The organism is Rhodanobacter thiooxydans LCS2, from assembly GCF_000264375.1.
In the GTDB taxonomy this organism is placed as follows: domain Bacteria; phylum Pseudomonadota; class Gammaproteobacteria; order Xanthomonadales; family Rhodanobacteraceae; genus Rhodanobacter; species Rhodanobacter thiooxydans.
The window spans coordinates 14,295-33,619 of record NZ_AJXW01000010.1 but is presented as its reverse complement, the minus strand read 5'-3'; the positions used below and the strand labels follow the sequence as shown (position 1 = coordinate 33,619).

At 67.0% G+C, this 19,325-nt stretch carries 16 protein-coding genes; 13 read left to right on the top strand and 3 right to left on the bottom strand.

The features are described from left to right. Window positions 1–53: 53 nt before the first annotated feature. The 13 genes from UUA_RS02635 to UUA_RS02575 all read left to right on the top strand — a co-directional run bounded on the left by UUA_RS02635 (window position 54) and on the right by UUA_RS02575 (window position 13,667). Complete coding sequence (locus tag UUA_RS02635) at window positions 54–1,610, top strand: GH39 family glycosyl hydrolase (protein ID WP_008434035.1); 1,557 nt, start codon at window positions 54–56, stop codon at window positions 1,608–1,610. 302 nt (window positions 1,611–1,912) lie between these two features. Next, on the top strand, window positions 1,913–4,117 hold the full coding sequence (locus tag UUA_RS02630) for an alpha-L-rhamnosidase-related protein (RefSeq protein ID WP_008434033.1): 2,205 nt from the start codon (window positions 1,913–1,915) through the stop codon (window positions 4,115–4,117). Continuing rightward, a complete protein-coding gene (locus UUA_RS02625; protein WP_008434032.1) occupies window positions 4,114–5,607 on the top strand; it encodes an MFS transporter in 1,494 nt (497 codons plus the stop codon). Before UUA_RS02630 ends, UUA_RS02625 begins: the two co-directional genes overlap by 4 nt. 152 nt (window positions 5,608–5,759) lie before the next feature. Then, complete coding sequence (locus tag UUA_RS02620) at window positions 5,760–7,436, top strand: alpha-amylase family glycosyl hydrolase (protein WP_153022853.1); 1,677 nt, start codon at window positions 5,760–5,762, stop codon at window positions 7,434–7,436. 463 nt (window positions 7,437–7,899) lie between these two features. Next, a complete protein-coding gene (locus UUA_RS02615) occupies window positions 7,900–8,157 on the top strand; it encodes a hypothetical protein (RefSeq protein WP_050981787.1) in 258 nt (85 codons plus the stop codon). Window positions 8,158–8,252: 95 nt separating this feature from the next. Continuing rightward, window positions 8,253–8,705 carry a carboxymuconolactone decarboxylase family protein gene (locus UUA_RS02610; protein WP_039953442.1) on the top strand — a complete coding sequence of 151 codons (453 nt, stop codon included), beginning with the start codon at window positions 8,253–8,255 and terminating at the stop codon, window positions 8,703–8,705. Window positions 8,706–8,886: 181 nt separating this feature from the next. Further along, a complete protein-coding gene (locus UUA_RS19205; protein ID WP_008434028.1) occupies window positions 8,887–10,284 on the top strand; it encodes a hypothetical protein in 1,398 nt (465 codons plus the stop codon). Window positions 10,285–10,537: 253 nt separating this feature from the next. Next, complete coding sequence (locus UUA_RS02600; protein ID WP_008434027.1) at window positions 10,538–11,455, top strand: S1 family peptidase; 918 nt, start codon at window positions 10,538–10,540, stop codon at window positions 11,453–11,455. A 135-nt stretch (window positions 11,456–11,590) separates the two neighbouring features. Then, window positions 11,591–12,157, top strand: coding sequence for a GNAT family N-acetyltransferase (locus tag UUA_RS02595; protein ID WP_039953441.1), 567 nt, complete (start codon window positions 11,591–11,593; stop codon window positions 12,155–12,157). After that, entirely contained in the window at window positions 12,154–12,501 is a 348-nt protein-coding gene (locus tag UUA_RS02590) for a GFA family protein (RefSeq protein WP_008434025.1), read from the top strand. The genes UUA_RS02595 and UUA_RS02590 overlap by 4 nt, the downstream gene beginning before the upstream one ends. An 80-nt stretch (window positions 12,502–12,581) precedes the next feature. After that, a complete protein-coding gene (locus UUA_RS02585) occupies window positions 12,582–12,770 on the top strand; it encodes a hypothetical protein (RefSeq protein ID WP_008434024.1) in 189 nt (62 codons plus the stop codon). A gap of 18 nt (window positions 12,771–12,788) precedes the next feature. Then, complete coding sequence (locus UUA_RS02580; protein ID WP_008434023.1) at window positions 12,789–13,229, top strand: GNAT family N-acetyltransferase; 441 nt, start codon at window positions 12,789–12,791, stop codon at window positions 13,227–13,229. Between the two features lie 27 nt (window positions 13,230–13,256). After that, window positions 13,257–13,667 carry an ACT domain-containing protein gene (locus tag UUA_RS02575; RefSeq protein ID WP_008434022.1) on the top strand — a complete coding sequence of 137 codons (411 nt, stop codon included), beginning with the start codon at window positions 13,257–13,259 and terminating at the stop codon, window positions 13,665–13,667. A gap of 18 nt (window positions 13,668–13,685) precedes the next feature. Here UUA_RS02575 and UUA_RS02570 read toward each other — a convergent pair whose 3' ends face one another. The 3 genes from UUA_RS02570 to UUA_RS02560 all read right to left on the bottom strand — a co-directional run bounded on the left by UUA_RS02570 (window position 13,686) and on the right by UUA_RS02560 (window position 19,116). Then, window positions 13,686–16,184, bottom strand: coding sequence for a sensor domain-containing protein (locus tag UUA_RS02570; protein WP_008434021.1), 2,499 nt, complete (start codon window positions 16,182–16,184; stop codon window positions 13,686–13,688). 325 nt (window positions 16,185–16,509) lie between these two features. Then, window positions 16,510–17,532, bottom strand: coding sequence for a LacI family DNA-binding transcriptional regulator (locus UUA_RS02565; protein WP_008434020.1), 1,023 nt, complete (start codon window positions 17,530–17,532; stop codon window positions 16,510–16,512). 159 nt (window positions 17,533–17,691) lie between these two features. Continuing rightward, window positions 17,692–19,116: a sugar porter family MFS transporter gene (locus tag UUA_RS02560; RefSeq protein ID WP_008434019.1), complete on the bottom strand. Its 1,425-nt coding sequence runs from the start codon at window positions 19,114–19,116 to the stop codon at window positions 17,692–17,694. Window positions 19,117–19,325 lie beyond the last annotated feature (209 nt).

Genomic DNA, 19,325 nt, shown 5'->3' with positions numbered 1-19,325 from the left:
TTTGCCCGCTCCCCCGCCCCGCGCCATCCAGGCGCCGAACCGGAGATCCCGCCATGACTTTTTCCGCCTCGCTTCGCCACCTGGCCCTGGGCCTTTGTGCGACCGCCCTGCTGGTCACCGGCGCGGCCAACGCGGCGGCGCCCGCCACGGCCGCCGTCAAGCTGAGCGTCGATGCCAGCGCGCAAGGCACGCCGTTCCCGCATTTCTGGGAACAGATGCTCGGCTCCGGCCGCGCCGCGCTGGCGCTGCGTGACGACTACCGCAGGGACCTGGACGCCGTGCACCAGGCCACCGGCGTCGGCTACATCCGCTTCCACGGCATCCTCGACCACGACGTGGGGCTGATCCAGCGCGACGCACAGGGCAAGATCTCCTACAACTTCTCCTACATCGACCAGATCTACGACGGCCTGCTCGAACACGGCTTCAAGCCGTTCGTGGAACTCGGCTTCATGCCGCCGGAACTGACTTCCGACCCCGCCGCGCTGCACCCGTTCTGGTACCACCCGAACGTCGCGCCGCCGAAGGACTATGCCGAATGGGACGCGATGATCGGCGCGCTGGCGAAGCACCTGGTCGAGCGCTACGGCATCGACGAGGTGGCCAGCTGGTACTTCGAAGTGTGGAACGAGCCGAACATCGGCTTCTGGACCGGCAAGCCGGCGCAGGAAAGCTACTTCAAGCTGTATGACCACACCGTGCGCGCGCTGAAGGCAGTCAGCCCGCGCCTGCGGGTGGGCGGCCCGTCCACCGCGCAGGCGGCGTGGACGAGCGACTTCCTCGCCCACACGCACAAGAACAACGTGCCGATCGATTTCGTCAGCAGCCACGTCTACGGCGACGACACCGCCGACAACGTGTTCCATACCGACGAGAAGATCCCGCGCGCCGACATGGTCTGCCGCGCGGTGGACAAGGTGCACAAGGAAATCGCCGCCTCGCCCTACCCGCACATGCCGCTGATCTTCAGCGAGTACAACGCCAGCTACGCCAACCTGCCCAACGTCACCGACACCGTGTTCATGGGGCCATGGCTGGCCAACACCATCCGCCAGTGCGCGGGCAAGGTCGAGGCGATGAGCTACTGGTCGTTCTCCGACGTGTTCGAGGAACAGGGCATCGTGCGCAACCCGTTCTACGGCGGTTTCGGTCTGATCGCCGCCAACCGCATCGCCAAGCCCGCGTTCAACGCGTTCGCGATCCTGCACAAGCTGGGCGACCGCCAGCTGGCGACGAAGTCGGACTCCGCCCTGGTCACCCGGCGCGACGACGGCACGCTGGTGATCGCGCTGTGGAACTACGCCCCGCCGGTCGGCGATACCGCCAGCTACACGCCCGGCAAACCCGTCGGCGCGCCGAAGCGCTTCGATGTCGTCGTGAAGCAGCTGCCCGCCGCGGCCCGCGCCACCGTCTGGCGCGTGGACGAGACCCACGGCAACGCCGTCGCCGCATTCGACCGCATGGGCCGCCCCGATTTCCCCAGCCGCGCGCAGATCACCGAGCTGCGTGAAGCCGGCAAGCTGGCCGCGCCGGAGTCGGTGGACGTGCGCAGCGGCAAGTTCACGATCGACGTGCCGGTGCAGGGACTGGTGGTGGTGGAGTTGCACTGAGGCGCTTGCGCACCATTCCGTAGGGCAGGCACGGCCCGCCGCCCTTGGTCTCGGCCAAAAGCTGGCGGGCCGTGCCCGCCCTACGGAACGGCGCTGGTGGTGTCGGGGTCGACACCCCGCCCGTTCGCCCATGAATACGTATGCATGGGCTGGTTGCTGCAGTGCGACGCTATCTACCATGCGGTGACAATCGCTGTGCCGGCGCGCCACCCGCGGGCCGCGCGCTGGCACGACACCACAGTTGCAGGAGGGGCCATGCCGACCGGGCACATCATCCACCGCGGGCCGCACGCGGCACGCGCATGTTGAGCATCGTCGCGACCGCCATGCTGGCCGCCTCCGCCACCGCGCCGGCCTGGCACGACGGGCTGGACTGGCACGGCGTGCACGTCGCCATCAGCCGCGATGTGCAGCAGAACTACACGCTGGCGTGGCCCTATGGCCAACGCGTGATCGCGGCACAGCCGCTCCGCACGGAAACCGCCAGCCCCCTGTTCGACGGCCTGTTCGCGATGGCGCAGGACGACCTCAAGCAGGATTCGGTCAGCGCGATCCGCGACGGCGCGTTCGACCACGGCCAGCCGATTCCCTGCCAATGCTTCGAGACCGGCCTGAAGTGGCCGTACGTGTGGACGCGCGACCTGTCCTACGCGATCGACCTGGGCCTGTGGCGCTTCGACCCCACGCGCTCGCGCAACGGGCTGAAGTTCAAGCTGTCCGACGTGCGCGTCCCGTCCGCGCCGCAGGGCTTGTACGCGATGCAGGACACCGGCTCGGGCGGTAGCTGGCCGATCAGCACCGACCGCGTGGTGTGGTTCCTCGGCGCGCGCCACCTGCTCGACGACAAGGCCTTTGCCAGCGACGTGTACAAGACGCTGGGCGATACGCTGGCGCAGGACCGCCAGTACGCGTTCGACGCCGCGTTCGGCCTGTACCGCGGCGAGACCTCCTTCCTCGACTGGCGTGAGCAAACCTATCCGGCGTGGACCGCGGACGAGGTGACCTTCATCGCGCAGTCCTTTGCGCTATCCACCAACGTGCTGCACTACCAGGCGCTGCAGCTGGCCGCGAGCCTGGCCGATGCCCACCACGACGCGAAAGCCGCCGCCGGCTACCGCACCGATGCGAAGGCGTTGAAGGCGGCGATTAATGCGCACTTCTGGCGCGCCGACCGCGGCATGTACATGAGCTACATCGGCGGCGACGGCACGCCGTACGACAGCTACGACCTGCTCGGCATCGCGCTGGCGGTCGACAGCGGCGTGGCCGATGGCGAGCGCGCACGGCAGACGCTCGCGAACTATCCCGCGTGGCCGGCCGGCAGCCCGGTGATCTGGCCGGAGCGCAGCGACCAGCCGATCTACCACAACCGCGCGATCTGGCCGTTCGTCAGCGCCTACGCGCTGCGGGCCGCGCGCAAGACGGAGCAGCCCGCACGCATCGCGCACGAGATCGAGTCGGTGCTGCGCGGCGCCGCGCTGTACGGCTCGAACATGGAGAACTACGAACTGCTGACCCAGGGCCAGCACGTGGACGAAGGCAGGCTCAGCGGCCCGGTGGTGAATTCGCCGCGCCAGCTGTGGTCGGTGGCGGCGGCGCTGGCGGTGGTCACCGAAGGCGTGTTCGGCCTGAACGAGGACGGCAGCGTGCAACCGAAGCTGCCGACCGCGCTGGTGCCGATGCTGTTCGGCCAGCGCCGCACGATCACGCTCGACCTGCGCGACCGGCAGATCACCCTGCAGTTGCCCAAGAAGGTCAGCGGCAACCTGCTCGTCGCCGACCGCACCCGCACGCAAGGCACGGCGACCGCGGTGACGCTGAAGGCGGTGCAGGTGCCCGACGCGCCGCTGCGCACCGACGCACCGCTGTACGCGCCGATCGCCCCTGCCGCACCGCTGGTACGCGCCGACGGCGGCGGCTGGCAGGTCAGCACCGAAGGCAAGGTGCGGCTCTATCTCAACGGCCGCGTGCACGGTGACATCGACGGCAGTACCCGCCTCGCTCGACAGCCGGGCCTCGCCTGCCTCAGCGCCACGCGGGTGGATGCGCACGGACTGGAATCGCTGCACAGTCCCACCACCTGCGTGGGCGAAACGGCGAAGGTCAACGGCAGCTGGCCGCGCACGTGGACCGCGCCGGCCAGCGGCCGCTACCGCGTCGCGCTCGACTACGCCAACGATCACGGCCCGATCAACACCGGCGTCACCGCCGCGGTGAAGATGCTCGATGTCCGCTGCGACGGCAGCGACCCGCAGCGCCTGCCGATCGTGATGCCGCACAGCGTACGCGCGCAGCAGTCCACCTGGGGCAGCTTCACCGCGAAGGCCGGCAGCACCTGCCGCTTTGCCCTCGACGACGGATTCAACATGAGCTACCTCGCCCATTTCGCCCACTACACCGCCGACAATGGCAGCGGCGGCAACGGCGGCAGCAGCGGCCCGTTGAACCAGGCCGAGGTGCATGACCTGCTGATCGCTCCGCTCGCCGCCAGCCGGGGCACCCCGTGAAGGACGGCACGGCCTTGCGCGCGAAACCCGAGCTGTCTTTCTGGCAGATCTGGAACATGTGCTTCGGCTTCCTCGGCATCCAGTTCGGCTTCGCGCTGCAGAACGCCAACGTCAGCCGGATCTTCCAGACGCTGGGCGCGAACGTGGACCAGATCCCGGTGCTGTGGATCGCCGCGCCGTTCACCGGGCTGATCGTGCAGCCGCTCATCGGCTATTTCTCCGACCGCACCTGGAACCGCTTCGGCCGGCGCCGGCCGTACTTCTTCGCCGGCGCGGTGCTGGCCACGCTGGCGCTGCTGGCGATGCCGAACTCGCCCACGCTGTGGATCGCCGCGGGCCTGCTGTGGATCATGGATGCCTCGTTCAACGTGTCGATGGAGCCGTTCCGCGCCTTCGTCGGCGACCAGCTGCCGCCGAAGCAGCGCCCGGCGGGCTACGCGATGCAAGGTGTGTTCATCGGCGTGGGCGCGGTGGTCGCCTCGTTCCTGCCCTACGTGCTCACCCACTTCGGCGTGGCCAACACCGCGCCGGCCGGCGAGGTGCCGCATTCGGTGAAGTATGCCTTCTACGCCGGCGCGTTCGTGCTGCTGGCGGCGATGATGTGGACCATCCTCAGCACCCGCGAGTACCCGCCGGAACAGCTGGAGTCATTCTCCGACAACCGCGTCGAAGAGGCGCCCGGAAGCGTCGCCGGCGCGTGGAAGATCGGCACGCTGTTTCTGACACTGGGGCTGGTGCTGCTGGGCCTGATCGGCCAGTTAGCGCTGGAAAAGGAACTGTACCTGCTGGCCGGCGGCCTGGCCGGTTTCGGCGCGCTGTTCGTGTGGCTCAGCCGTACCCGCAGCGACGGCCCGCTGCGCCACATCATGGGCGACCTGCACGGCATGCCGCTGCCGATGCGCCGGCTCAACTGGGTGCAGTTCTTCTCGTGGTTCGCGATGTTCGCCATGTGGATCAACACCACCTCCGCGGTGTCGCAGACCTTCTATGGCAGCAGCGACACCACCTCGGTCGCCTACAACGAGGGCGCCAACTGGGCCGGCGTGCTGATGGGCACCTACAACGGCGTGGGCGTGCTCGCCGCGATCGCGATTCCGCTGCTGGTGCGCGCCTGCGGGCTGCGCTGGAGCCACCTGATCAACCTGTGGCTGGGCGGGCTGGGCCTGCTGTCGTTCCTGGTGATCCGCGACCCGCACTGGCTGATCGCCTCGATGGTGGGCGTGGGCTTTGCCTGGGCGTCGATCCTCTCGCTGCCCTACGCGATGCTGTCGGACAACCTGCCGGCGGCGAAGATGGGCGTGTACATGGGCATCTTCAATTTCTTCATCGTGATTCCGCAACTGCTCGCCGCCAGCGTGCTGGGCGTGCTGCTGAAACTGTTCTTCCACAACCAGCCGGTCTGGGCGCTGGGCCTGGGCGGCATGAGCCTGCTGATCGCCGGCCTGTGCACGCTGCGCGTGCCCGAACCCACCACCCCCTCGTCACCGTAGGAGCCCGCTCGCGGGCGATGCTTTTGCGAATCCCGAATCCCGGCTTTCAACAGACGAACGTCTGGTCATCCCTGCTCCAAGAGCATCGCCCGCAAGCGGGCTCCTACCTTCAAACGTGCGTGTCGCGGGCACGTACTGAACGGGAAAACATGATGGCAAAGAACCTCATTACGGGTCTGGCACTGGCGATGGTCGCGGGCCTGGCCCAGGCGGCCACTCCAGCCGAGTTCGTCGGCACCGACGCGCCGTTCGCCTCCAACGCGATCTACTTCGTGATGACCGACCGCTTCGTCAACGGCGACCCGTCGAACGACCATCGCGACCAGGGCGGCGCGCACCGCACCTTCGACGTCCCGGTTGCTGGCGCGCCCAAGGGCCAGAGCGCGAACATCGGCTACCTTGGCGGCGACTTCAAGGGCGTGCTGGACAACGCCGGCTACATCCGCGGCATGGGCTTCGGCGCGGTGTGGATCACCCCGATCGTGGACAACCCCGACGAGGCATTCACCGGCGGCGACCCGGTGAGCTGGGGCTCGAAGTTCACCGACCGCGGCAAGACCGGCTTCCACGGCTACTGGGGCGTCAACTTCTACAAGCTCGACGAACACCTGCCCAGCAAGAACCTCGACTTCCGCCAGTTCACCGCGAAGATGCACTCGGCCGGGCTCAAGGTGGTGCAGGACATCGTGGTCAACCACGGCTCGCCCGCCTTCAGCATGCCGGTGCGTCAACCGCAGTACGGCCAGATCTTCGACAAGGACGGCAAGCTCGTTGCCGACCAGCAGAACCTGCCGCCGTACCAGCTGGACCCGGTACGCAACCCGCTGCACCGCTTCTACCACGCGTATGACGACCTGGTGCAGCTGTCCAACAACGACGACCAGAACCCGGCCGTGCTCGACTACTTCGTGGGCGCCTACGAGCAGTGGATCGGCGAGGGCGCCGATGCCTTCCGCATCGACACCATCAGCCACATGTCCACCGCGTTCTGGAAGCAGTTCAGCGCGCGCATCCGCACGAAGCATCCGGGCTTCTTCATGTTCGGCGAGGCGTTCGACTACAGCCCCGACAACATCGGCCAGTACACCTGGCCTTCGAGCGGCGCCATCAGCGTGCTCGACTTCCCGCTACGCGGTCGCGTCGCCGAGGTGTTCGAGCACCCCGCCAGCGACTACGCCCACCTGCTCGACCGCCTCTACCTCACCAACGGCCCGTACCAGAACCCGTACGAGCTGGTCACGTTCTACGACAACCACGACATGGCGCGGCTGAAGGCGGACGACGCCGGCTTCATCGACGCCAACAACTGGTTGTTCACCGCCCGCGGCATCCCCGCCATCTACTACGGCTCCGAAACCGGCTTCGAACGCGGCAAGGCCGAACACCAGGGCAACCGCAACTACTACGGCCAGCAGCGCATCGACGACGCGCCGAGCAGCCCGATCTACCAGCAGCTCAAGCGCATCGCCCAGCTGCGCGAAAACACCCCTGCGCTGCAACGCGGCCTGATGCTTCCGCTGCGCTTCGCCGGCAACCAGGCCGCGTTCTACCGTGTGTACCAGAAAGGTGACACGCATCAGATCGCGCTGGTGCTGCTCAACAAGGGCGATGCCGCCGCGTCATTCGACATCAGCGGCTACCTGCAGCCCGGCCGCTGGACACCGGCGCTCGGCGGCGCCGCGATCGACGTGGCCGAGGGCGGCCGCCTGCACGCCAGCGTGCCGGCACACGACGTGCAGGTCTACCTGCTGGATGCACCGGCGCAACGCGCCGACCTGCTGGCGGAGCTGACGCGGCTGATGCAGGAACGCGGACACCCGCAGGACTGATCCGCCGCGTGCAAAAGAGCAACGCCGACAGCGCGGATTCCGCGTACGGCGCTGCTCCAGTCCGACAAGGAAGCCTTCCATTCCACTGCACCCATCCGGTGCGGATGGCGCTTGCCGTCCGCCAGTATCAACGGCGCAGCTATCCCACGCCTCGGTGCGCAAGCCGTAGCGCCTGGGCGGCAAACATCGTCGAATGACAGCCTGCAAGCGGGACACCCACCGGCACCCTGGAATCAGCCCCGTCACCACCGACGATTGTGGGGATAAGACCTGGCACCCCGATTCATGAAAGATGCAATCGTGCCACCGTCCCTCACCTACACCAGCGGCCATCCGCAACTCCTTGTTGCACGGCAGGATTCGTCGACTTGACCAAGGAAAGCCGAAGGCCGAACATCGGGCGCATCTGCCCCGATGCGGAGCCTGCCAAGCGTCAGGCCGCACCCCATCGATCCCGCAACCCATGAAAAAGGCCTCATTCATGAGTATTCGCATATCGGAAAAGGAAAGTGGCCGCACGCTCGGAAATATCTCGGAGCGTGACCTGGAGATCCTGATCGACCACATGGAAGAAGAGTCGTCTACGGATCAGGACTACTTCGTCGAGCACACGGCGATCGATGCGCTGGAGCGCCTTGGCGCGAGCAGTGAGTTCATCGCCCTTCTCAGGCGCGCAACAGGAACGTCCGCGGGGATCGATATCGTGTGGTCCCGCAACTAGCTGTGGCCTGACGGTTCGCTCGAGTCGGGACTCGATCGCTTCGCGCATGGGGTCGACTCGGCTCCAGTGTCAGGCAGCGCCAAGGGAAAATCCAAATGACTGAAAGAGTAAATCTCAGCAAATCCGCACCTGATTTGTACCAAACCGTGGCGAAGCTCGAACGGCTTGTGTCCGACGCACTGACGAAGGCAGGAGTCGCCGAAGGCTTCTCGCATCTCTTGCGCTTGCGCGCTTCCCAGATCAACCACTGCGCCTTCTGTTGCCGACTGCACACACGGGACGCGCTTGCCAGTGGCGAGCCGGCAGATCGCATCGCTGTTCTTGCGGCATGGCAGGAAGCCGACTACTTCACCGGGAAAGAACGCGCCGCGCTGGAACTCATCGAGGCGATTACGTTGATCTCCGAGGGGCAGGTACCGGATACGGTTTACGATCTGGCGGCGGCAACTCTTTCCGCCGACGAAATATCAGCGGTCGAATGGCTGGCGATCGTCATCAACGCCTGGAACCGCATCGCAACCTCCAGCCGCTATTCGGTCAAGCCATAGGCGTGCCTGCGGTTTCCTCCGCGCTTCGTGCTCCGGCGGCGACTGAACTTCAAAGGCAAAAGGCGACATGAGTCTTCAGGGACGAATGGCACTTACTTGAGCCCAAGCCCCGTTCATCCCCATATCAAGTCCGGGCGAGGCTCTGAGCGTAGGCCGAAGGCCGCACGCGGGGAGTGGGCATTTGGCCACGGTCCTGAGGAGCGAGGAAGTCGAAGGACACACCGGCGATGGGGCCATCACCTGGCGGCGCTTCGACTCCGCCCGCTGCGCGGGCTACGCTCAGCGAGAACGGGGCTTAAATAATTCGTGTCAAGCGCCATTCGTGTCAGGGACATTTTCCCGGACGGCCCAGCTGACCCGCCGGGCGCTGGCCGCGGCGCTGCGTCAACGCCAACCAGCAGCCGGCACTCTGCTGCACAATGATCACGGCGCGGGGCTCCTGACCGGCGACTTCAAGTGGGCACTGGCCAGCGCCGGGTTCGTCCAGAGCGTCAACCACCCGCATCGCATGACCGACAGTGCGCACATGGAGAGTCCGAAAATGAATACGAGTACGTGCGAGATATCGGCGGCGCCAACCACCGGCGTCAGGTCGTACGGCTTGGCGAGATTCTTCGGACTGATTCCCGCCGTGGCGGCCATCGCCTATCCATTCTGGCTCGATGGCTTCCACATGGCCGTCGGCGGCCCCGCGGCAACCGGGTCCGCGTCGATACCGCTTGCCGTGGTGATGCTCGCTGGCGTGTTCCTCACGCCTGCCGTCGGGTTTGCCTTCGCCTGGAAGCTTCCCGGGCCCACGAGCATGCGGCGGCTCGCCTACGCCACCGTCATGGCGCCAACGCTCTACGTCTTTCTGGGCGTCGTGACCTACATGGTGAAAAGCCGTCTTCCGGACGAGGTTGTCTGGTCGGTGCTGTGGGTGGCCATGGCGGGGATTGCGCTCGCGAGTCCCGATACCGAAAAGCCCGCGGACGGAGCATACAGCGTCGCCCGCTGGCGTGTCGTTCACGGCATCACGGCAGCCGTGATCGTCTTCTACATTGCGTTTCACGTGATCAACCACCTGTTCTTCCTTGCCTCGCCGAAAACGTACAACGCCATTCAGCACATCGGCGAGACCGTCTACCGGAACCCCGTTGTCCAGCCGATCCTGGTGTTGCTGCTGCTCTTGCAGACGATAACCGGCATGCGTCTGTTCTGGCACTGGAGCGGCAAGCGCGGCGACATTTTCCGTAGCTTTCAACTGGCCGCGGGCCTGTATCTCGCCGTCTACGTCATCGGACACCTGGACTCGGTGTTCGTCTACGCCCGCAGCTACCTGGATATTCCGAGTGATTGGGCGTTTGCCGTGGGCGCCCCGGACGGCATCATCCATGGGGCATGGAATATCCGGCTGCTGCCGCACTACCTGCTGGGGGTGTTCTTCGTGCTTGGCCATCTTGCCTCGGGGGCGCGCGGAATACTTCTCGCGCACGGGGCAGCCCGGCGCGTCGTTGATCGCGGCTGGATACTCGCAGTCAGCGCCAGCATGATCCTGGCGATCGTCATCATGCTCGGGATGTCGGGTGTGCGAATCTAGCCCGAATGGCACTTACTTCAGTAAGCCCCGTTCGCCCCCGGATCAAGTCCGGGGCAGGCTCTGAGCGTAGGCCGAAGTCGAAGGACACGCCGGCGATGGGGGCGGCCCGGCGCTTCGACTCCGCCCGCTGCGCGGGCTACGCTCAGCGAGAACGGGGCTCAAGTAAGTGTCATTTGAATCTAGCCTCATTTCCTGCCATGTCACCCAGAAAGGCGTCAGGGACATTTTCCACCTTCCAATCACAGGGAAACCGATGAGGCGCCTTCTTCTGGTTGTATTGCTCGCAATCTCGTCCACGGCCGGCGCCGTCGTCATTCGTAGCGACGTCAACGATGCCAAATATCGAGTCCCGGCTTCGGCATTCCCCGCGCTGGTCGACATGCCGGGTGAGGGACACGGCGTCCTGATTGCAGCTCGGTGGGTCGTAACCGCAGCGCACGCAGCGCCAATGCAAATGCAAGGCATGGAAGACGAAGTATCCATCGGCGGCGTGGCGCGCAGGGTCAAGCGTGTCATCACCTACCCTGGCTACAGGAAACTGCCCGACCAGTTGATCAAGGAAGCCCTGGCATCCGGCGATCTCTCCAAGGTCCATGCATTTCTTGCGTCATCCGACGATATCGCGCTGATCGAACTTGCGTCGCCTGTGACGGATGTGACTCCCGTGCCTCTCTATCGCGGGAACAAGGAAGTGGGGATGACCGCACAGCTCGTGGGCAAGGGCGCCACGGGCAATGGCGTCGAAGGCCAGGATTCCCACAGCCCGCATCGCACCGTTTTGCGCCGTGCCTTCAACGTGGTTGTCGGCGCCGATGCGCGCTATGTCTGGTATCGCTTTGACCCGCCTGCATCCGCCTTGCCGCTTGAAGGCATCATGGGGAGCGGCGACAGCGGCGGCCCCTTGATCACCGGGGGCCGGGGTTCAAGACAACTCGTCGGCCTGGCCTCCTGGAGCAAGTATCCAGCGGGCCATCCATTCTGGAGCAGATGGGCACCGGGTCGCCCATTCGTGGAAGGTCTCTACGGCGCAATCCTCTACGGCGTTCGCATCTCAAGCTACATCCAATGGATAGAAGGCGTGATATCTGCGCCCGCGAATGCGCGTACCCGGCTTCAGCCAGCGGAGGCCAACCAATCTGCAGGAAACTCCCCAACACCCCCAAACGCGTGACGCTCCTGCCTCGAGCTTTCAGGCTTTTTGCCGTCACGGGGTTGTCCTCGTGGTGCGTGGTGCGCGTCGGCGCCTGCAGTATCGAACGTCATCAGACGCCGTCCACCCTGGCACCGTGTACCTCAGGAGACGTCCTTGCCCGTCATTCGAACAGCCACCCCCGGCGACGCAGCACCGCTCTCGCGACTCGCCGAGGCGACCTTCCGAGGCACCTTCGGCGCGGCAAATACATCCGAAAACATGGATCGTCACTGCTGCACCAGCTACGGCGAAGCGATCCAGTCGGGTGAGATCGCCGACCCGCGCATGCTGACCTTGCTGTGCGATGGCAACGAGGGGCTGGTCGGCTTCGCCCAACTACGCTGGGACGGCGCACCGGATTGCGTTGCGGCCGCCTCCCCCGGCCAGATCCAGCGGCTGTATGTTGCCGACGCCTGGCATGGCAAGGGGATTGCGCAGAATCTCATGCGTGCCTGTATCCGGGAAATGGAAGCGCGCGGCTCGGACGTGATCTGGCTGGGCGTGTGGGAGCACAATCCACGGGCGATCGCGTTCTACCGGAAATGCGGCTTCGTCGAGGTCGGCGACCATGTTTTTCCGCTGGGCAACGACCCGCAGCGGGATATCGTGATGGCACGATCCATCGCAGGCTCATCATCGAATATCGGACCACGACGCAGAACATCGGGAGGTCGGCCATGAACCACAAGGGCAGTTGCCACTGCGGCGGGGTGGCGTTCGAGGTGGAAGGCGAGATCGGGGAAGCGCTGGCGTGCAACTGCTCGATCTGCCAGCGCAAGGGCTCGCTGCTATGGTTCGTGCCGCGCGAGAAGCTCCACCTGCTGACGCCCGAGGACGCCGCCAGCAGCTACACGTTCAACCAGCACGCCATCCAGCACCGGTTCTGCCCGGTCTGCGGCATGCATCCGTACGCCGAAGGCCCGGACCCGAAGGGCAGCGTGATGGCTGCGATCAACATCCGCTGCATCGAGGGCATCGAGCTCTCGACCATCCCGGTCCGGCACTACGATGGCCGTGCGCTGTGAAACGCGGGCCGGCCCTTGCTGCCACGAAACGGCCTGCGGCCTATCAGTGAATGCCACGCCCCACGCAAAGAGGTGAATCCATGCGCCACCTGATCACTTTCGCCATCTTCCTCGCGGCCATCACCGCCTATGCCCTCGGCCTCGGCCCGCTGTACTTCGGCGCCCCGCTGGTCGGCAGCGTGCTGCTCCTCGCCGGCGTGCTGTTCGAGCTGGCGTTCTGGCTTCGACTGTTCCGCAGGACGCCCACCGCATCGTCGGCCGGCAAATGAACCGGCACCCATAGCAGCATGAGCACGAACGACGCCGCCTGCGCCGTCGTCCATGCAACCCCGAGCGCCAGCGTCTACAACGCCCTGCGCACCGGCGCAGGGCTCAGCGCGAAGTCCGAAGAGGTGGCCGCGCGCGGGCTGCCGGGCTCGCTGTTCGCGGTGCAGATCCTGCATCGCGGCGAGCCGATCGGCATGGGCCGCATCATCGGGGACGGCGCGTGCTTCTACCAGGTGGTGGACATCGCGGTGCTGCCCGGGCACCAGGGCAAGGGCCTGGGCAAGCGCATCATGCAGGAGATCCTGGGCTACCTGGACGCGAACGTGCCGCCCGGCGGCTACGTCAGCCTGATCGCGGACGGCAGGGCGCAGGAGCTGTACGCCCGGTTCGGCTTCGAACCGACCGCGCCGGCGGGCGTCGGCATGGCGTACCGGCCCAGGAGCGTGCGGCCGGCGAGCTGACCGCTTGCGCCTGTCGCGAGGACTGCCATGAGCCACCCCGTCTCGAATCTCGCCGAACTGCTGCACTCGATGCATCCCGTGCTGAACCGCGGCGTGTATGTGTTCGTCGCACTGCCCGGCGGCAGCATCCCGGATCGGGTCGAGCCGATCGCCACCTTCCGCGAGCGTAAGGGACTCACCCTCATCGTCGAGGAGCAGCAGGCGGTGGACGCCGGGCTGGCGGTGCTGTTCCGCGCCGCGTGGATCACCCTGAGCGTGCATTCCGACCTGCAGGCGGTCGGCTTGACCGCCGCCGTCGCGGCTGCGCTGGCCGAGGCGGGCATCAGCTGCAACGTGGTCGCCGCGGCGTATCACGACCACCTGTTCGTGCACGTCGAGGCGGCCAGCCACGCGCTTGCCGTGCTGCGGGCACTGCAGGAACGTGCCGGCGCCGCCTGAGCGGACGCCACCGATCAGCTACGCGCGCCCCACACCGAAACGCTCCCCGGCCTGCTCCACATTCAGGGCCGGCCCGAGGTGGTTGCCTTGCAGTTCGTCGCAGCCGGCGGCGGCGAGGAAGTCCGCCTGTGCCTGGGTCGCTACGCCTTCGGCGGCGACATGCATGTGCAGTTCGTGCGCCACCGCGATGATGGTGCGCACGATCGCCGCGTCGGCGGCATCGGCCGGCAGCTCGCGCACGAAGGACTGGTCGATCTTCAGCTTGTCGATCGGGAACTGCTTGAGGTAGGCCAGGCTGGAATAGCCGGTGCCGAAGTCGTCCAGCGACAACTGCAGGCCCAGCGCCTTCAGCTCGGCCAGCGTGCGCTGCACGCGCCATACGTTCTCCATGAACGAGCTCTCGGTGATCTCGATGTCCAGCATCGCCGCCGGCACGCCGTGCTGCTGCAGGGCCGCGCCGACCTGCGCCGCCAGACCGGGGCGCTGCAACTGCTGTGCCGACATGTTCACCGCGACGGTGAAGTCGCGATGGCCGTGGTCCAGCCACGCCCGCAGTTGCCGGCAGGCCGCGTCGAGCACCCACTCGCCGATCTCGGGCATCAGGCCCAGCGCTTCGGCGATCGGGATGAAACGCCCCGGCGGGACCTGGCCGAGCTGGCCGCTGTTCCAGCGCAGCAACGCCTCGAAACCGGTCAGCCGACGGTCGGTGGCGCGATACTGCGGCTGGTAGTGGAGTTCCAGCTCGCCGCGCCGGATCGCATCGCGCAGCTGGTTGCCCATCACCAGGCGGTCTTCCAGATCGCGCATCTGCTCGACCGAGAACTCGGACACCCGGTCGCGCCCCTCCCGCTTGGCCTGGCTCATCGCGGCCTCGGCCCGCCGCAGCAGGTCGTTTGGATCGGTGCCGTGGTCGGGTGAATGGCTGATGCCGACGCTGGCGGTCAGCAGCAGGCGGTAATCGCTGCCCTCGACTGGTTCGGCCACGGCGGCGCGCAGGCGCTCGGCCAGCGCCAGTGCGCCGTCCGCCGACAGGCCGGTCGCCGTCACCACGAACTCGTCGCCGGCGAAGCGGGCGACCCGGCCCTGTCCGGCCAGCGCCGCCTGCAGGCGGCCGGCCAGTTGCCGCAGCACATCGTCACCGCTCAGGTGGCCCACCGATTCGTTGACACCCTGGAAGCGGTCCAGCCCGATCACCAGCACCCAGACCGGTGCCGTCGTGTCCTTCAGCAGGTCGCTCGCCTCGCGCCGGAGCTGCAGATGCTGCGGCAGGCCGGTAACCGGATCATGGCTGGAGGCACGGGCCAGCTCGGCCTCGACCCGGCGCCGCTCGGTGATGTCGCGCGCCACCGCGTAGAGCAGTCCGTCGGGCGCGGCGAACGAGACCCACTCCAGCAGCCGCTCGCTGCCGTCACGGCAGCGGCAGCGGTTGACGAACTCGCGCACGCACTCGCCGGACTGGTCGCACGCCAGCATCGGGTCGGAATCGTCGCCGGGGTTCTGCGGCAACAGGAACTCGCGATAAGGTCGCGAGGTCAGCTCGCTGGCGCCGTAGCCGGTCAGGCGGGGCAGCGACGGGTTGAACTGCAGCAACCGCCCGCTGCGCGGGTCGAGGATGCAGAAGATCTCCTGCGACAACTCGAAAAAGCGGTTGCGTTCGCGCAGGCGCGCGACCAGGTGCTCGCTCTCGATCGCGATACCGGTGATCGGCAACATCTGATCGATGCTGCGCAGTTCCTCCTCGCGCGGCTCGCGCGGCTCGCGGAAATACACCGCGAACGTGCCGAGCACCTCGTTGTGGCTGCCGAGCACCGGCGTCGACCAGCACGCCTTGAGGTCATGCGCCAGCGCCACTTCCCGGTAGTTCTCCCAGTACGGGTGGCTGGCGATGTCGGCCACCACCACCCGCTCGCCGTGCCACGCGGCGGTGCCGCACGAGCCATGCGCCTCGCCGATCTCCTGCCCGTGCATGGCGCGGTTGTAAGCGTCCGGCAGGCTGGGTGCGGCGCCGTGCAGCACGTGCCGGCCGTCGTCGTCGAGGAGCAGCAGCGAGCACAGCGCGCCGGGGTTCATCGTCTCGTGCAGGCGCGCGATCCGTTCGAGGCTTTCCACCAGCGGCCGCTGCGCCGCGATACCTTCCAGGATCTCGTGCTGGCCGGTCGCCAGCTGCTCGGCGCGCTTGCGCTCGGTGATGTCGCGGAAATAGATCGTCAGCCCGTCCGCCGACGGATAGACGCGGCTCTCGAACCAGCGATGGTACGGCGGGTAGAACGCCTCGACCTGCTGCGGGCACTGCTCGACCATCGCCTTTTCGTAGGCGAGCTGGAACGGCTGCCCGACACCTTCCGGAAACTCCGTCCAGATGTGCCGGCCGATCAGCTGCTCCGCCCTGCGCCCGAAAAGTTCGCCGGCCGCCGCGTTCAGGTAGGTGTAGCGCCAGTCGCGGTCCAGCGCCACGTAGGCGTCGGTGACCCGCTCGAATACCTGGTGAAAGTCCAGCTCCAGCCGTGGTTGATCCATGGTGCGAGCGTCCGTCACGCCAGTGGCTATGGCAGTGGCAGATTATGCGATCGCATGCAAAGGCGATAGTGGCGCCGCGCAGCGATGATCTCAGAGCTTGTGAAGAAAACCACATCCCGTGGTTTTCTTCGATCGCGAGTCCGGTACACGTCCGGCCTCGCTCACATGAAACAGGCACTGGCGTGACTGTTTCATGTCCGCCCACCGGGCAACCGCTCCTGCGTTGCCTCAACTCGGGCATCGGGCAACCGCTCCTGCGTTGCCTCAACTCGGGCATCCATGCCCTCGCCCTGGCCGGCCTGAGAGGTTGAAGAATCACAACCTCTCAGCGCAGGCTGGAGCGCCGCACCACCAGCTTCACCGGCAGCACCTCGCTGTCCACCGGCTCGCCGCGGATCAGGCCGAGCAGGCTGTCCACCAGCACCTCGCCGGCCTGTTTGGTGTCCTGCAGCACGGTGGTCAGCGGCGGGTTGACGAAGCTGGCGGTGGCGATGTCGTCGAAGCCGGCCAGCGCCACGTCCTGCGGCACGCGCAGGCCGTGGTCGCTGAGCGCGCGCATGGCGCCGATCGCAATCAGGTCGCTCGCGGCGAATACCGCGTCCAGGCCGACCTCGCGCAGGATCAGGCTGCGCATCGCCTCGTAGCCGGAGTGCTCGGTGCTCTCGGCGTTCTCCTGCAGCGCCGGGTCCACTTCCACGCCCGCCTGCTGCAAGGCGTCGACGTAGCCGCGATAGCGGCCGAAGAACTCGGGATAGTGGCTGGAGGCGTCGCCGAGGAAGGCGATGCGGCGGCAGCCACGTTCTAGCAGATGCGCGGCCACCGCCTGGCCGCCACGGAAGTTGTCGCAGCCGATCGACACGCCGGGCTGATCCGCCAGCACCGCGCCCCAGCGCACGAAGCGGGTGCCCTGCGCCACCAGCTTCTCCAGCTTGTCGGTATACGCCAGGTAGTCGCCGTAGCCGAGCAGGATCAGGCCGTCGGCCTTCTTGCTGTCGGCGAAATCGGCATGCCAGTCGCGCGAGAACTGCTGGAACGAGATCAGCAGGTCGTAGCCCTGCAACGCGCAGGCGCGGGTGATCGAGCCCAGCATCGACAGGAAGAACGGGTTGATGTGCGACTCGTCGGCGGTAGGGTCCTCGAAGAACAGCAGCGCCAGCGTGCCGGTGTGCATCCGGCGCAGGTTGGAGGCGTTCTTGTCGACCTTGTAGTTGAGCTGGTCGGCGGCGGCCTGGATGCGCCGCCGGGTTTCCTCATTGACCAGCGGGCTGCCGCGCAGCGCGCGGGACACCGTGGCCTGGGACACCCCGGCCAGGTGGGCAATGTCGATCGATGTGGCTTTTCCCTTCATCCGCGGCCTGATCCGCCATCCGCTTGTCCGGCACGGTGCCGGCGCCCCCGAATCCTAGCCGGTTTGCCCGCCGCCTGTCGTATACCGCCCGCCGCGCCTCGCGGCAGGCGCAGTCCGCAGCCGGCGCCACTGACCGGAGCGCGGCATGCCCGATGGCTTTCATGCGCGCATGTCCTCCAGCTCGATGCCCTTGGTCTCGCGCACGCCGGCCAGCACGAACAGCAGCGACAGCAGCGCGAAGCCGGCATACAGCCCGTAGGCGAAGGTAAGGCCCAGCTCGGCCAGCGCCGGGAACGTGCTGGTGATCGCGAAGTTCGCCAGCCACTGCGCCGCCGCGGCCACCGCCAGCGCGGTGGCGCGGATCCGGTTGGGGAACATCTCGCCCAGCAGCACCCACACCACCGGGCCCCAGCTCACCCCGAAGAACACCACGTAGGCGTTCGCCGCGACCAGCGCCACCACGCCGGTGGCGCCGGGCAGGCTCAGCGTGGCGCCGCTGCCGGTGGCCTGCGAGAAACACCACGCCATCAGTCCCAGGGTGATCGCCATGCCGGCCGAGCCGACCACCAGCAGGGGTTTGCGGCCGACCTTGTCGACCAGCGCGATCGCCACCAGGGTGACCAGCACGTTGACGATCGAGGTGACCACGGTGATGGTGAACGAGTCGGCCTCGCTGAAGCCCACCGAATGCCACAGCGTGGACGAGTAATAGAAGATCACGTTGATGCCCACGAACTGCTGGAACACCGACAGCAGGATGCCGACCCACACCACCGGCAGCAGGCCCGCCGTCTTGCCGCACAGGTCGCGCAGGCGCGGCTTGTGCTCCGAGCGCAGGCTGTCCTCGATGTCGCGCAGCTTGTTGTCCAGCGCGGCTTCGTTGTGCATGTTCAGCACGTTGCGCAGCACCACGCGGGCCTCGTCGAGGCGGCCCTTGGCGACCAGGTGGCGCGGCGATTCCGGCACGCCCAGCACCAGGGTGCCGTAGACCAGTGCCGGCAGCGTCGCCACCAGGAACATCCAGCGCCACGCCGCCAGCCCCAGCCACAGCGGCTCGGCTGCGCCGCCGGCCACGCCGGCCAGCCAGGCGTCGCTGAGCAGCGCCGCGAAGATGCCCAGCACGATCGCCAGCTGCTGCATCGAGCCGAGCCGGCCGCGAATGTGCGCGGGCGACACTTCGGCGATGTAGGTGGGCGCGATCACCGAGGCCACGCCCACGCCGATGCCGCCGACCAGCCGCCACAGCACCAGGTCCCACACCCCGGTGACCAGCCCCGAGCCCAGCGCGCTGACCACCAGCAGCGCCGCCGCCACCTGCATCGTGCGCACGCGGCCGAAGCGGTTCGCCAGCATGCCGGCGTACCACGCACCCAGCGCCGAGCCGAGCAGCGCGCAGGACACCGCGAAGCCGGTCTGCGCCGCGTCCAGCGCGAAGCCGCCGCGGATTGCGTCGACGGCGCCGTTGATCACCGCCGTGTCGAAACCGAACAGGAAGCCGCCCAGTGCTGCCGCCGCCGAGATCAGCACCACCCGTGCGGTGGCGCGCTGGCCCAGGCCGTCGCCCGTCGTGTCCATCGTGCTCATCGCGTCTCCCCAACGTCATGGCATCAAGATGCGCCCGAGTCTGCACCGTAGCGCCTGACCGTGTCCGGGTGAATACGTATGCAGTGAAGGGATTTGGGATTCGGGATTCGCAAGAGCCTGCTCGTACCCTCACTCCTGTCTCCGGTGCCGCGTACCCGTATCAAACTTGGCCTTTCCCTTCTCCCTCCGGGAGAAGGTGCCCGGAGGGC

Excerpts from the sequence above, each read along its gene's own strand:
- UUA_RS02590 (WP_008434025.1), top strand. The coding sequence starts at position 12,154 with ATGAACCACAAGGGCAGTTGCCACTGCGGCGGGGTGGCGTTCGAGGTG.
- UUA_RS02565 (WP_008434020.1), bottom strand. The coding sequence starts at position 17,532 with ATGAAGGGAAAAGCCACATCGATCGACATTGCCCACCTGGCCGGGGTG.
- UUA_RS02560 (WP_008434019.1), bottom strand. The coding sequence starts at position 19,116 with ATGAGCACGATGGACACGACGGGCGACGGCCTGGGCCAGCGCGCCACC.
- UUA_RS02575 (WP_008434022.1), top strand. The coding sequence starts at position 13,257 with ATGAGCCACCCCGTCTCGAATCTCGCCGAACTGCTGCACTCGATGCAT.
- UUA_RS02615 (WP_050981787.1), top strand. The coding sequence starts at position 7,900 with ATGAAAAAGGCCTCATTCATGAGTATTCGCATATCGGAAAAGGAAAGT.
- UUA_RS02585 (WP_008434024.1), top strand. The coding sequence starts at position 12,582 with ATGCGCCACCTGATCACTTTCGCCATCTTCCTCGCGGCCATCACCGCC.
- UUA_RS02630 (WP_008434033.1), top strand. The coding sequence starts at position 1,913 with ATGTTGAGCATCGTCGCGACCGCCATGCTGGCCGCCTCCGCCACCGCG.
- UUA_RS02570 (WP_008434021.1), bottom strand. The coding sequence starts at position 16,184 with ATGGATCAACCACGGCTGGAGCTGGACTTTCACCAGGTATTCGAGCGG.
- UUA_RS02600 (WP_008434027.1), top strand. The coding sequence starts at position 10,538 with ATGAGGCGCCTTCTTCTGGTTGTATTGCTCGCAATCTCGTCCACGGCC.
- UUA_RS02635 (WP_008434035.1), top strand. The coding sequence starts at position 54 with ATGACTTTTTCCGCCTCGCTTCGCCACCTGGCCCTGGGCCTTTGTGCG.
- UUA_RS02620 (WP_153022853.1), top strand. The coding sequence starts at position 5,760 with ATGGCAAAGAACCTCATTACGGGTCTGGCACTGGCGATGGTCGCGGGC.
- UUA_RS02610 (WP_039953442.1), top strand. The coding sequence starts at position 8,253 with ATGACTGAAAGAGTAAATCTCAGCAAATCCGCACCTGATTTGTACCAA.
- UUA_RS02580 (WP_008434023.1), top strand. The coding sequence starts at position 12,789 with ATGAGCACGAACGACGCCGCCTGCGCCGTCGTCCATGCAACCCCGAGC.